Origin of the sequence: Paraburkholderia sp. BL17N1 (assembly GCF_003634175.1) — a bacterium.
GTDB lineage: Bacteria > Pseudomonadota > Gammaproteobacteria > Burkholderiales > Burkholderiaceae > Paraburkholderia.
On sequence record NZ_RBIW01000001.1, the window covers coordinates 75,215 to 87,808 of the forward strand.

Here is a 12,594-nt window from a genome sequence, read left to right on the forward strand (position 1 = left end):
CGGCTCGGCAAAGAAATGTAGACGCATTGATCCAACGACTATAGCGACATTCCCGCTGCCGTGCAATTAGCGCCGGACCTGCGTGCGAGGGCCCGCGGAGCGCCGCGGGGCGGCCTCGCCGAAAGCAAAACGGCGGCCCGAAGGCCGCCGTTTTCCATGCCATGCCTGGCAGCGCACGCAAACCGCTCGCTACCGGTTGTTACAAGTGTCTACCGGTCGACAGACACCGACCGGGCCGGATTCGCCCTGCCCCGCACCGCCTGATAACCCCAGAATACGTAGCCGGACAGGCCGTACAGCACGAACAGGCCGAACAGCATCAGCGGCGGGTCGGAGGACACCAGCACGAACGCGACCACCACCAGCAGAATCACCCCGAACGGCACGCGATGCCGCACGTCGAGCGCCTTGCCGCTGTAGAACGGCGCGTTCGACACCATTGTCACGCCGGCGTAAATCGTCAGCACGAAAGCAACCCACGGCAACCACACCAGCTTGAGCGGCACGCGGTTGTCCGTAGCGAGCCACACGAAACCGGCGATCAGCGCCGCCGCGGCCGGGCTCGGCATGCCCTGGAAGAAACGCTTGTCGACCACGCCGATGTTCGTATTGAACCGCGCGAGACGCAATGCCGCGCCCGAACAGTAGACGAACGCCGCGAGCCAGCCCCAGCGGCCGAGGTCTTTCAGAATCCACTCGTACATGACCAGCGCCGGCGCCACGCCGAACGAGACCATGTCCGACAGGCTGTCGAACTGCTCGCCGAACGCACTTTGCGTATGCGTCATGCGGGCGACGCGGCCGTCCATGCCATCGAGCACCATCGCCACGAAGATCGCGATAGCCGCGACCTCGAAACGCACGTTCATGGCCTGCACCACGGCAAAGAAGCCGCAGAACAGCGCCGCCGTGGTGAAGGCGTTCGGCAACAGATAAATGCCGCGCTTTCGCAGGAACTGCTGACGCTGGGCGCGCCGGCTGTCGACCGCCGCCTCCGTCACCATCGGCTTGTTACGGCGGAACGGACGCGGAAGCGGTCCGCTGTTACGGGGTCGACGCGGTTTGAATGCGGCCATTCGGAAACCTCCTTGGTGCCGCTTTATAGTTCAGCGAGGATCGTGGACGACGCCGAAACCTTCTCGCCGATCGACACACGCGGACGGCTGCCCACCGGCAGATACACGTCGACGCGCGAACCGAAGCGGATAAATCCGTAACGCTGACCACGGGTGAGCGGCTCACCTGCCCGTACGTAGCAAAGAATGCGCCGCGCGATCAGACCGGCGATCTGCACCGAAGTCACCGTCTGGCCGCCGGCCATTTCGATCACCACCGCATTGCGCTCGTTTTCGGTCGAAGCCTTGTCCACCGCGGCATTCAGGTACGCACCCGGGAAATATTCGACCTTGGAGATCGCGCCATCCACCGGCGAGCGTTGCGAGTGGACGTTGAAGACGTTCATGAACACGCTGATCTTCAGCGCTTCGCGATTGGCATACGGATCATGCGCGGTTTCGACCGCGACGATACGGCCGTCGGCCGGGCACAGCACGGCATTCGCCTGCGTGGGGATGGGACGCGCCGGATCGCGGAAGAACTGCACGACGAAGATCAGGAGGAGCCAGAACAGCCATGAAAAGCCGAACCCCGCGATGAAGTGAACCAGCAATGCAACGACGGCCGCGATGGCGATGAACGGCCAGCCTTCTCGCGCGATGATCGGATGAGGGTAATTCATGAATGGCTTCTGTGTTTTTGTAAAACCGTAGGATAGCAAAAGCCGCCCAGGGTTCAGCACCCTTGGGCGGCTTTTTGATCTGTCCGGCTATTACGGCATGACGCCGCACCGGACATCAGCTGGAAAAAGCAGCTTAGTTCTTCGACTGGTCGACCAGCTTGTTCGCGGCGATCCACGGCATCATCGAACGCAGCTTTGCACCGACCGTTTCGATCTGGTGTTCAGCCGTCAGACGGCGGCGCGATTGCAGCGTCGGTGCGCCAGCCTTGTTTTCGATGATGAAGCTCTTCGCATACTCGCCCGTCTGAATGTCGGTCAGCACAGCCTTCATCGCCTTCTTCGTCTCAGCCGTCACGATACGCGGACCCGTCACATACTCGCCGTATTCGGCGTTGTTCGAGATCGAGTAGTTCATGTTCGCGATGCCGCCTTCATAGATCAGGTCGACGATCAGCTTCAGTTCGTGCAGGCATTCGAAGTACGCCATTTCCGGCGCGTAGCCCGCTTCCACCAGCGTTTCGAAGCCGGCCTTGATCAGGTCGACGGTACCGCCGCACAGCACGGCTTGTTCGCCGAACAGGTCGGTTTCCGTTTCTTCGCGGAAGTTCGTTTCGATGATGCCGGCACGGCCGCCGCCGTTCGCCGCAGCGTACGACAGAGCGATGTCACGTGCTGCGCCCGACTTGTCCTGCGCGACAGCGATCAGGTGCGGCACGCCGCCACCTTGCGAATAGGTGCCGCGAACCGTGTGGCCCGGTGCCTTCGGCGCGATCATGATGACGTCGAGGTCGGCACGCGGAATCACTTGACCGTAGTGAACGTTGAAGCCGTGCGCGAATGCCAGCGCCGCGCCTTGCTTGGCATTGGCGTGCACTTCCTTCGCATAGACTTCGGCGATCTGCTCGTCCGGCAGCAGCATCATGACCACGTCCGCGCCCTTGACGGCTTCCGCCACTTCCTTGACTTGCAGGCCGGCGTTCTCAGCCTTGCTCCACGATGCGCCGCCCTTGCGCAGACCGACCGTGATGTTCACGCCGCTTTCCTTCAGGTTCAGCGCGTGCGCATGGCCTTGCGAGCCATAGCCGATGATGGTGACTTGCTTGCCCTTGATGAGGGAGAGGTCAGCGTCCTTGTCGTAGAAAACTTTCATGTCGGTTCCTTGGCTAAATTCGATGATTCAGTGAAAATCAAATGCTGCAAATAGTGTGTTGCGTGGCCGGGTTGGTGCAGGCACGGCCCGGCCTGGATCGAGACGGTTGAACGCTCGCGCGTCACACCTTCAGAATGCGCTCGCCGCGACCGATCCCCGAGCCGCCCGTGCGGACCGTTTCGAGAATCGCCGTGGCGTCGAGCCCTTCGATAAATGCGTCGAGCTTGTCGCTCGCGCCCGTCAGTTCGATCGTGTAGGTCTTTTCGGTGACGTCGATGATGCGGCCGCGGAAAATATCCGACATCCGTTTCATCTCCTCACGCTCCTTGCCGACCGCCCTCACCTTGATCAACATCAGCTCGCGTTCGATGTGGGCGCCCTCGGTAAGGTCGACCACTTTCACCACCTCGATCAGGCGGTTCAGATGCTTCGTGATCTGTTCGATCACGTCGTCCGAGCCAATGGAGACGATGGTCATGCGCGACAGCGAACGGTCTTCGGTCGGAGCCACCGTCAAGGTTTCAATGTTGTAGCCGCGTGCCGAGAACAGACCCACCACGCGTGATAACGCGCCCGGTTCGTTTTCCAGCAGGACGGAAATGATGTGTCTCATGATTCGCTTCTTCCAGATGTTTTGTCGATGTCTGCGAACGGTTCGCGCCGCTTCGTCCGCTTGTCGCCTTTCATGAAGGCGCGCATGACGAAGCCGGCGCTGCGTTTAACTCAACGCGCCGTCGTTATAGATCTTCCGAACCCATGAGCATCTCGGTGATGCCCTTGCCGGCCTGAACCATCGGCCAGACGTTTTCGGTCGGATCGGTCTGGAAATCGAGAAACACCGTGCGATCCTTCAGGCGCAGCGCTTCCTTCAGCGCCGGCTCGACATCTGCCGTGCGTTCGATACGCATGCCGACGTGGCCGTACGCTTCGGCGAGCTTCACGAAATCCGGCAGTGCATCCATGTAGGAATGCGAATAGCGCTTGCTGTATTCGATCTGCTGCCACTGGCGCACCATGCCCAGATAGCGATTGTTCAGCGAAATGATCTTCACCGGAGTCTCGTACTGCTTGCAGGTAGAGAGCTCCTGGATACACATCTGGATCGAGCCTTCGCCCGTGATGCAGAGCACGTCGTCGTCCGGGTGCGCCATCTTCACGCCCATCGCCGCCGGCAGGCCGAAGCCCATCGTGCCGAGACCACCGGAATTGATCCAGCGGCGCGGCTTGTTGAAGCGATAGAACTGCGCCGCCCACATCTGGTGCTGGCCGACGTCGGAACACACGAAGGCATTGCCGTCGGTCAGTTCCCACGCCTTTTCCACCACGTACTGCGGCTTGATGATGTCGCTCTTGCGGTCGAACTTGAGGCAGTCTTTCGCGCGCCAGGCTTCGATGTCCTTCCACCAGTCGGCGAGCGCCGCGGTGTCCGGGCCATGCTCGGCCGTTTGCAACTGCTCGATCAGCTCCTTCAGCACTTCCTTCACGTCGCCGACGATCGGAATGTCGACCTTGACGCGCTTGGAGATGGACGAAGGATCGATGTCGATATGGATGATCTTGCGCGGACGCGACGAGAAGTGCGCCGGGTCGCCGATCACACGGTCGTCGAAACGCGCGCCGATCGCGATCAGCACGTCGCAGTGCTGCATCGCCATGTTGGCTTCGTACGTGCCGTGCATGCCGAGCATGCCGAGGAATTTCTTGTCGCTCGCGCGGTAGCCGCCCAGACCCATCAACGTGTTGGTGACGGGATAACCGAGCAGATCGGCGAACTGGTTCAACTCGCGCGATGCATCCGCGAGAATGATGCCGCCGCCGGTGTAGATATACGGACGCTTGGCCGACAGCAGCAAGGACACGGCCTTGCGAATCTGCCCGGAGTGGCCTTTGGTAACCGGGTTATACGAGCGCAGCGAAACAGTCTTGAGCGGTTCGTACTGGCAAGGCGCTTTCGACACGTCTTTCGGAATGTCGATCAGCACCGGGCCGGGACGGCCGGTACGGGCAATAAAGAAGGCTTTCTTGACGGTGGCGGCGAGGTCGCGCACGTCCTTCACGAGGAAGTTGTGCTTCACGCAAGGACGCGTGATGCCGACCGTGTCGCACTCCTGGAACGCATCCTGGCCGATCGCGGCAGTCGGCACCTGGCCGCTGATCACGACCATCGGAATCGAATCCATGTATGCCGTGGCGATGCCGGTCACCGCATTGGTAACGCCGGGGCCGGAGGTCACGAGGCACACACCGACCTTGCCGGTGGAACGCGAGTAAGCGTCGGCGGCGTGGACCGCGGCCTGCTCGTGGCGTACGAGGATATGCTGGAACTTGTCCTGCTTGTACAGCTCGTCGTAAATGTAGAGTACCGAGCCGCCGGGATAGCCCCACACAAACTCGACGTCTTCGTCAGCCAGTGCCTTCATGAGCACTGTGGCGCCGATAGAGTCAGCTTCAGGATGGGGTGTCGTATCCGACGTGGAGAATTCCGCGCTGGGCATATTCATTAATTCACCTTTCGAAATTTCGGCAAAAATTTGATCGGGTGCTCTCTGCCGGGCTTGTGGCTCGGGTTCAAGCGGCGCGTCCAGTTGACAGGTGAGCTTCTTGGGCCACACCTCAATTGAGACAAGTCACTTATGTTGCGAACCAGCGACGATATCTGCAGACGCCCGCGCGGTCAAGCAAATCTTGCCGTGGCGCCATCAACCGAAACTCGCCAACTAACCAAAAGCGACCGAAACCTTGTTATAGAGATGCAAGGTGCATCACGTTTCGCCCCAGCAGCGCAAAAGTTTGTTAGCATCCGCGAGTTTTACGACATTTTTCGACCGATTACGCGCACGCTCGCTGCGCCGACCCCCAACGGATGGCATCAGACAAGGAACTCGCCGATTTTCTGGCGGGCGTCGAAAGGCGCGCATTCAAGCAGACGGTCTACGCCGTGCGGGACGACGACGCCTCGCTGGATATCGTGCAGGACGCGATGATCAAGCTCGCCGAAAAATACGGCGACCGTCCGGCAGCCGAACTTCCGCTGCTGTTTCAGCGTATTCTGCAGAATGCGATGCACGACTATTTCCGTCGTGCCAAAGTACGCAATACTTGGGTGAGTCTCTTCTCGTCGCTCGGCAACGCCGACGACGAAGATTTCGACCCGCTCGAAACCTTCGAAGCCCAGCAGGGCTCGGCGGGCTCGGAGAGCAACGAACAGAAGCTCGAGCGCGAACAGGTCCTGCAGTTAATCGACGACGAGATCCAAAAGTTACCGGCACGTCAACGGGAGGCGTTTCTCATGCGTTATTGGGAAGATATGGATGTCGCCGAGACTGCCGCCGCTATGGGCTGCTCCGAAGGCAGTGTGAAAACGCACTGCTCGCGGGCCACCCACACGCTGGCGCAAGCGCTCAAGGCCAAAGGAATCACGCTATGAGCTCCCTAGAAACTAAAGAACTCGAGTTCGCCCGCCAGGTGCGCCGCGCGCTCGACGAAAACGCTGCCAGCATTCCGTCCGCCACCGCCGATCGGCTCGCTGCGGCGCGCCATGCCGCGCTCGCCCGCAAGAAGCCCGAAACCGTGAGCGCGCCGGTGTTCGTGCCGGCCTTTGCCGGCGCGGGCATGGCAGCCGGCCTGCCGCCGGTCGAACTGCCGCAGCGCCGCCGTTCGCCGCTGCGCCGCTTCGCGCTTGCGTGGCCGCTGGCCGCGCTGGTGATCAGCCTCGTGGGCATTGCCTATTGGGAAGATCAGCAACGCACCGCCGAACTCGCCGATATCGATGCCGCCATGTTAAGCGACGACCTGCCGCTCAATGCCTATCTCGACCACGGTTTCAACGCGTACCTTTCACGCGCCCACTGAGCGGGAGATTCTTCGGGTGAGTTACAAGCGCGGCCTGGCCGTTGTTTTCGGATGCACGATCGCGGCCCTGGTGTCGTTTGCCGCGACTTATCCGCGCTTTTATCCGAGCCCGTCTCCGGCCAGCGCGCCTGTTGCGGGCGGCAACGTCACCGCCAAGGCGCCCGCGCCCACGCTCGCCGTCGAATTGCCCAGCCTGCCCGGCAGCAACAGCCCGATGGCGTGGTCGCGGCTGACTTCGGCCGAGCACATCGCGCTGGCGCCGTTCGAAGCCCAATGGGACTCCTTCAGTGAAGAACGCAAGCGAAAATGGATCAAGATCGCGTCGCGTTACCCGAAAATGTCGGCCGATGCGCAAAAAACGCCTGCATGACCGCATGACTGAATGGACCCGCATGACGCCCGACCAGCGGCGCGTCGCGCGTGAAAATTATCAGGTATCGAAGGAATTGCCGCGCGAAACCCGCCAGAACGCGTGGAAAGCCTATCAGCAGTTACCGGAAGAGCAGAAAGAACGCCTTGCCGCCAGCGAACGCAAGCGGCGCCCCAGCGTGGTCAGCGCGCCGCCCTCAGGCCGCACTGAAATCAAGGGGATCGATCGGCTCGTCAACGCGCGTGAGCACGGCGCAAGCCACGTGACAGCGGCCAGCGCCGCCGCGGCTTCGCTGCCGAGCCCCGTCGCCGTGCCGCCGATTCCCGCCGCCGGCAGCTTCGTGCCTGCTACGCCGCTGCCGGTTTCGCCAGCCGAAGCGCCGTCGATTTTCAACGGCTCCTAAGCCCGAGCGCCGCCGTGTCCCAACCGCTCGCGGGCCAAACCATCGCCGCTGACAGCAGCAACGGCAACGCACCTACCGTCCGCCGACGCCTCGCGGCGTTGCTCTACGAAGCGCTGATCCTGTTCGGCGTAGTGTTCGTCGCCGGCTATCTGTTCAGCACGCTGACGCAGCAGCGCAACGGCCTGACCCATCACAACCTGCTGGCGGCGTGGATCGGCCTCGTGCTCGGCCTGTACTTCGTCTGGTTCTGGACTCATAGCGGCCAGACCTTACCCATGAAAACCTGGCGTCTGCGCGTGGTCGCCGCCGATGGCGCGCCGCTTTCCACCGGCCGCGCCATTGCCCGCTACGCGCTTGCGTGGCTGTGGTTTTTGCCGCCGCTGGCGCTGCATCCGCTGCTCGGACTCAAGCTGCCGCAGACGCTGATGATCGCCGGCATCTGGTTCCTGCTGTGGGCGGCCACCGGCCGTTTCGATCCGCAGCGCCGATTCCTGCACGACCGCCTCGCCGGCACGCGAGTCGTCAGCGTCTCGCGCTGACCCGCGCCGGGTTGCCGGTCGGGATGTCGCCCGCCTGTCGGGCCGCCGTCACGCCGCGCACATCATGCCGTTCGCGGCCGTGCCGACCGGACGCGAATGCGCTTTGCTGTCGGGCCACCACAACACTGGGCGCGGCGCCGGTCGCGGTCGTGTCGATCTCTCGATCATCACCCCATAGCCAGTCACCACGCCGCGCGAGCTACGCCCAGCGCGGTCATCACTCTTTCCGCTCCCCGTCTCCCCGCCCCGCAGTAATAAGAACTTCTCATGACTGTCACGGCACAGTCACGCGCACCCGGCCCAATACGGGCACCGCAACTCGACGCGTGAGCCATGGACCCCAAAACGTCCGCGACTTCCCTGTTCCGCCAGACCGGCCCGAGCGTCGACCCCGTCGCGTTCCGCCCGGAACCCAACCCTAGTCACGGCTTGCCGTTGCCCGTGGCGCCACTGCCGCTCGACGCCCATACCGGCCAGCACGACGACGATCACGCCGAGCCGCATCGCTACCGCACCATCTGGCTGTCCGACATCCATCTCGGCTCGAGCGGCTGCCAGGCGCCCTATCTGCTCGACTTCCTGCGTCACAACGAGTCGGAGTATCTGTACCTGGTGGGCGACATCATCGACGGCTGGCAGTTGAAGAAAGGCTGGTACTGGCCGCAGGCTCACAACGACGTCGTGCAGAAGGTACTGCGCAAGGCGCGCAAGGGCACGCAAGTGATCTACGTGCCCGGCAATCACGACGAAGCCGCGCGCCAGTTCTGCGACCTCGCGTTCGGCGACATCCACGTGCGCGGCGAGGCGTTCCATACCACGCTCGCCGGCAAGCGTCTGTGGATCGTGCATGGCGATCTGTTCGACGGCGTGATCCAGCACGCCAAGTGGCTCGCCTATCTCGGCGACACGCTCTACACCATGATCCTGATCCTGAACCGCTGGTTCAACCGGATCCGCAGCCGGCTCGGTTTTCCGTACTGGTCGCTGTCCCAGTACCTCAAGCATCAGGTGAAGAACGCGGTGAATTTCATCTCCTCGTTCGAACGCGTGATGACCGACGAAGCGCGCCGCCGCGGCTGCGACGGCGTGGTCTGCGGACATATTCATAAAGCCGAGATACGCGATATCGACGGCGTCCTGTATTGCAACGACGGCGACTGGGTCGAAAGTCTGTCGGCCCTCGTCGAGACGTACGAGGGCGAACTCAAGGTGATCTACTGGACCGTGATGCGCTCCCCGGAAGTGGGCGTGCAAAAGGCCAGGGCAACCGCGTAGTCCCTGCTTGTTAACTTCTCTATTGGGCCGAAACCGATGAAGATCATGATCGTCACCGACGCATGGGAACCGCAGGTCAATGGCGTCGTGCGCACGCTGAAAAACACCACGCGCGAACTCAGCGCGCTCGGCCATCACGTCGATCTGCTGACGCCGCTCGAATTCAAGACGATCCCTTGCCCGACGTATCCGGAGATCCGCCTCTCGCTGCTGCCGCGCCGCAAACTGCGCGAGCGTATCGACGCCTTCTCGCCCGACGCGTTGCACATCGCCACCGAAGGTCCGCTCGGCATGGCCGCGCGCGCCTACGCAATCCAGCACAAGCTGCCGTTCACCACCGCGTATCACACGCGTTTTCCGGAGTACGTGCAGGCGCGTTTCGGCATTCCGCTCGCCGCGACCTACAAGTTCCTGCACTGGTTTCACAAGCCGTCGCTGGCTGTGATGGCGCCTACGCCGGTCGTCAAGAGCGACCTCGAAAAATTCGGTTTCACCAACGTCGTGCTGTGGACGCGCGGCGTCGACCTGGACATCTTTCACCAGATGGATTCGAAGGTGCTCAATAGCGCGCGGCCGATCTTCCTGTACGTGGGACGCGTGGCCGTCGAGAAAAACGTCGAGGCATTTCTGAAGCTCGATCTGCCCGGTTCGAAATGGGTTGCCGGTGAAGGTCCGGCACTCGCCGAACTGAAGTCGCGCTATCCGCAAGTGAATTATCTGGGCGTGCTGACCCAGGCCGAGTTGGCGAAGGTCTATGCGGCGGCGGACGTTTTCGTGTTCCCGAGCCGCACCGACACATTCGGGCTGGTGCTGCTCGAAGCGCTCGCCTGCGGCACGCCGGTCGCGGCGTATCCCGTCACCGGTCCGATCGATGTATTGGGCGACGGCGGCGCGGGCGCGATGCATGAAGACCTGCGCGAAGCCTGCCTCGAAGCCTTGAAGATCGATCGCAACCATGCGCGCGCGTGGGCCGAACGCTTCTCGTGGGCGGCGGCCTCCGAGCAATTCGCCGCGCATCTGAAGCCGCTGCCGCGCGCCTCGTATCGCGAGGAAAGCGCCGCCGCGTGATGCGGCGTGCCGAGCCGTCCATGCGAACCAGACCATCCCCCGTGGGGCGCGCGTCGAACGGCGCGCTGCGTGCCGTCGAAGCCGGCAACGACAACGACACCGCGAGCATCGAACCGTTCGACGACGTGAGCGAACCAGGCACGCCGAATCATGCAGATCACGCGCATGGTTCGAACGGGGCGAGCATCGCGAACGGCACGCAACAGAACGGCACCCAACACGACACGCAGAACGAACCGCTCAGTCCCGACGATCCGCTCGCGCCGCTGCCTTTCAATCCCTACAAAGGCAATCGCGGCCTCACCCGCGCCTGGCACGCGATGAAAAATTCGCTCGCCGGCTTTCGCGTCGCGATTCGCGAGGAAAGCGCGTTTCGCCAGGAACTCACGCTCGCCGCGATCCTGATTCCCTGCGGCGTGCTGGTGCCGGTCGAGCCGGTGTCGCGCGTGTTGCTGCTCGGCTCCGTGCTGCTCGTGTTGATCGTCGAGTTGCTGAATTCGAGCGTGGAAGCAGCCATCGACCGGATTTCGCTCGAACGCCACGAACTTTCGCGCCGCGCGAAGGATCTCGGCAGCGCGGCCGTGATGGTCGCGCTGGGCATGTGCCTGATGACGTGGCTGTTGATCGTCGGACCGCTCGTCGTGCATTGGGTTCAGGCATGGCTGTGAAGCCGCGCCACACACTGTTTTAGCGCCGTGGAAGCGGGTTCGAGCGACGCGCGAAATGGTCGCGGGAATGAAAACCCTGACTATCCGTTTGAGATTAGAACGCTCGGTTTATAATCGTCCGATACACCAACCGCGTCCGGGCGGATCACGCGAAGAGCGGCACGCCGCCGTGTGCCCCCCGGCGTAACCAGGGCCGGACGACATGGAAGCCAAACCTCCCCGCCGCACGCGCGAACGGATTCTCGAACTGTCGCTGAAACTGTTCAACGAAATCGGCGAGCCGAACGTCACGACGACGACGATCGCCGAGGAAATGGAAATCAGTCCAGGCAACCTGTACTACCACTTCCGCAACAAAGACGACATCATCAACAGCATCTTCAGCCAGTTCGAGCAGGAGATCGAAAAGCGTCTGCGTTTCCCCGAAGACCACCGCGCGACCATCGACGAAATGTGGTCGTATCTGCAGTACATGGTCGATTTCACGTGGCGCTACCGTTTCCTGTATCGCGATCTGAACGATCTGCTGGCGCGCAATCGCACGCTCGAAACGCACTTCAAGCAGATCATCAGCCACAAGGTGCGTTTTGCAAGCCAGTTCTGCGAGCAGCTCGTGGCCGACGGCGAAATGGTCGTCACGCCGGAAGAGCTTCATGTGATCGCCACCAACGTCGGCGTGATCGGCACGTACTGGCTCTCGTATCAGTTCGTGATGAATCCGCGCAAATACAACGAACAGGAAGCGATTCGCGCGGAACTGCATCAGGTGAGCGTGCAGATCGTGTCGCTCATGGCGCCTTATCTGCGCGGCCGCTCGCGGCAGATTTTCGACGACCTCGTGTCGGGCAAGCTGCCCAAGCGCGAGTTTTACGACTACCTGCCGCCCAAGGAAGGCGCCGCGCCCCGCAACGAACCGAAGGACGTTTGAGCATGAAGTCGGTGTGCGTGTATTGCGGCTCTTCCAACGGAGCCAAACCCTTGTATGCGGAAGCGGCGCGCGCCTTCGGCCGCGCGCTGGTGCAAGCCGATCTTGCACTGGTGTACGGCGGCGGCAAGGTCGGCCTGATGGGCGTGATCGCCGACACGGTGATGGCCGAAGGCGGCCGCGCGATCGGCGTGATTCCCGAGCTGCTGGTCAACAAGGAAGTCGGCCATAACGGCCTGACCGAATTGCATGTGGTGCCCGACATGCATCATCGCAAGAAGATGATGGCCGACCTGTCCGACGCGTTCGTCGCGATGCCGGGCGGCGCGGGCACGCTCGAAGAGCTGTTCGAGGTCTACACGTGGGCGCAACTCGGCTATCACCAGAAAGCGGTGGCAGTGCTGAATATCGACGGCTTCTACGATCCGTTGATCAACATGCTTCAGCACACGGTCGACGAAGGCTTCATGCGCCAGACCTATTTCGACATCCTCCAGATCGACGCCGATCCTGTCGCCTTGATCGGCAAGCTGCAACGCTATCAGCCGCCCGTCGCCGACAAGTGGGCGATCAAGCGCGACGCGGTCTGACTTTCCCTTAACGTCG

13 protein-coding genes and 1 pseudogene are annotated in these 12,594 nt (G+C 62.2%); 9 read left to right on the forward strand and 5 right to left on the reverse strand.

Features of this window, described 5'->3' with window-relative positions; genetic code table 11:
• Positions 1-209: 209 nt before the first annotated feature.
• From pssA to B0G82_RS00375, 5 genes are all read right to left on the reverse strand, one after another.
• Positions 210-1,076, reverse strand: a complete 867-nt coding sequence (gene pssA / locus B0G82_RS00355; protein WP_012432366.1) for a CDP-diacylglycerol--serine O-phosphatidyltransferase — start codon at positions 1,074-1,076, stop codon at positions 210-212.
• Between the two features lie 23 nt (positions 1,077-1,099).
• A complete protein-coding gene (locus B0G82_RS00360; RefSeq protein WP_012432365.1) occupies positions 1,100-1,738 on the reverse strand; it encodes a phosphatidylserine decarboxylase in 639 nt (212 codons plus the stop codon).
• 133 nt (positions 1,739-1,871) lie between these two features.
• Complete coding sequence (gene ilvC / locus B0G82_RS00365; RefSeq protein WP_074763518.1) at positions 1,872-2,888, reverse strand: ketol-acid reductoisomerase; 1,017 nt, start codon at positions 2,886-2,888, stop codon at positions 1,872-1,874.
• Positions 2,889-3,009: 121 nt separating this feature from the next.
• The gene (gene ilvN, locus B0G82_RS00370; RefSeq protein ID WP_012432363.1) at positions 3,010-3,501 is read right to left on the reverse strand and encodes an acetolactate synthase small subunit; all 492 of its coding nucleotides are present in this window, start codon (positions 3,499-3,501) and stop codon (positions 3,010-3,012) included.
• Positions 3,502-3,625: 124 nt separating this feature from the next.
• Positions 3,626-5,389 carry an acetolactate synthase 3 catalytic subunit gene (locus B0G82_RS00375; protein WP_012432362.1) on the reverse strand — a complete coding sequence of 588 codons (1,764 nt, stop codon included), beginning with the start codon at positions 5,387-5,389 and terminating at the stop codon, positions 3,626-3,628.
• A 362-nt stretch (positions 5,390-5,751) separates the two neighbouring features.
• On the opposite strand from B0G82_RS00375, the gene B0G82_RS00380 reads away from it, so the two are divergent.
• The 9 genes and pseudogenes from B0G82_RS00380 to B0G82_RS00420 all read left to right on the forward strand — a co-directional run bounded on the left by B0G82_RS00380 (position 5,752) and on the right by B0G82_RS00420 (position 12,578).
• Positions 5,752-6,315: an RNA polymerase sigma factor gene (locus B0G82_RS00380; RefSeq protein WP_012432361.1), complete on the forward strand. Its 564-nt coding sequence runs from the start codon at positions 5,752-5,754 to the stop codon at positions 6,313-6,315.
• Positions 6,312-6,740, forward strand: a complete 429-nt coding sequence (locus B0G82_RS00385; protein ID WP_116142457.1) for a DUF3619 family protein — start codon at positions 6,312-6,314, stop codon at positions 6,738-6,740. The genes B0G82_RS00380 and B0G82_RS00385 overlap by 4 nt, the downstream gene beginning before the upstream one ends.
• A 16-nt stretch (positions 6,741-6,756) precedes the next feature.
• A pseudogene (locus tag B0G82_RS00390) lies at positions 6,757-7,513 on the forward strand (DUF3106 domain-containing protein).
• A gap of 14 nt (positions 7,514-7,527) precedes the next feature.
• Positions 7,528-8,052 carry an RDD family protein gene (locus B0G82_RS00395; protein ID WP_121306325.1) on the forward strand — a complete coding sequence of 175 codons (525 nt, stop codon included), beginning with the start codon at positions 7,528-7,530 and terminating at the stop codon, positions 8,050-8,052.
• Between the two features lie 333 nt (positions 8,053-8,385).
• On the forward strand, positions 8,386-9,327 hold the full coding sequence (locus B0G82_RS00400; RefSeq protein WP_106280338.1) for a UDP-2,3-diacylglucosamine diphosphatase: 942 nt from the start codon (positions 8,386-8,388) through the stop codon (positions 9,325-9,327).
• A 36-nt stretch (positions 9,328-9,363) separates the two neighbouring features.
• The gene (locus tag B0G82_RS00405; protein ID WP_106280336.1) at positions 9,364-10,395 is read left to right on the forward strand and encodes a glycosyltransferase family 1 protein; all 1,032 of its coding nucleotides are present in this window, start codon (positions 9,364-9,366) and stop codon (positions 10,393-10,395) included.
• A gap of 20 nt (positions 10,396-10,415) precedes the next feature.
• Positions 10,416-11,063, forward strand: coding sequence for a diacylglycerol kinase (locus tag B0G82_RS00410; protein WP_121308572.1), 648 nt, complete (start codon positions 10,416-10,418; stop codon positions 11,061-11,063).
• Between the two features lie 202 nt (positions 11,064-11,265).
• On the forward strand, positions 11,266-11,991 hold the full coding sequence (locus B0G82_RS00415) for a TetR/AcrR family transcriptional regulator (protein WP_106306725.1): 726 nt from the start codon (positions 11,266-11,268) through the stop codon (positions 11,989-11,991).
• 2 nt (positions 11,992-11,993) lie between these two features.
• The gene (locus B0G82_RS00420; protein ID WP_106280332.1) at positions 11,994-12,578 is read left to right on the forward strand and encodes a TIGR00730 family Rossman fold protein; all 585 of its coding nucleotides are present in this window, start codon (positions 11,994-11,996) and stop codon (positions 12,576-12,578) included.
• Positions 12,579-12,594 lie beyond the last annotated feature (16 nt).

Coding starts and splice junctions, on each gene's coding strand:
- pssA (WP_012432366.1), bottom strand. CDS start 1,076: ATGGCCGCATTCAAACCGCGTCGACCCCGTAACAGCGGACCGCTTCCG.
- B0G82_RS00360 (WP_012432365.1), bottom strand. CDS start 1,738: ATGAATTACCCTCATCCGATCATCGCGCGAGAAGGCTGGCCGTTCATC.
- ilvC (WP_074763518.1), bottom strand. CDS start 2,888: ATGAAAGTTTTCTACGACAAGGACGCTGACCTCTCCCTCATCAAGGGC.
- ilvN (WP_012432363.1), bottom strand. CDS start 3,501: ATGAGACACATCATTTCCGTCCTGCTGGAAAACGAACCGGGCGCGTTA.
- B0G82_RS00375 (WP_012432362.1), bottom strand. CDS start 5,389: ATGAATATGCCCAGCGCGGAATTCTCCACGTCGGATACGACACCCCAT.
- B0G82_RS00380 (WP_012432361.1), top strand. CDS start 5,752: ATGGCATCAGACAAGGAACTCGCCGATTTTCTGGCGGGCGTCGAAAGG.
- B0G82_RS00385 (WP_116142457.1), top strand. CDS start 6,312: ATGAGCTCCCTAGAAACTAAAGAACTCGAGTTCGCCCGCCAGGTGCGC.
- B0G82_RS00400 (WP_106280338.1), top strand. CDS start 8,386: ATGGACCCCAAAACGTCCGCGACTTCCCTGTTCCGCCAGACCGGCCCG.
- B0G82_RS00405 (WP_106280336.1), top strand. CDS start 9,364: ATGAAGATCATGATCGTCACCGACGCATGGGAACCGCAGGTCAATGGC.
- B0G82_RS00410 (WP_121308572.1), top strand. CDS start 10,416: ATGCGAACCAGACCATCCCCCGTGGGGCGCGCGTCGAACGGCGCGCTG.
- B0G82_RS00415 (WP_106306725.1), top strand. CDS start 11,266: ATGGAAGCCAAACCTCCCCGCCGCACGCGCGAACGGATTCTCGAACTG.
- B0G82_RS00420 (WP_106280332.1), top strand. CDS start 11,994: ATGAAGTCGGTGTGCGTGTATTGCGGCTCTTCCAACGGAGCCAAACCC.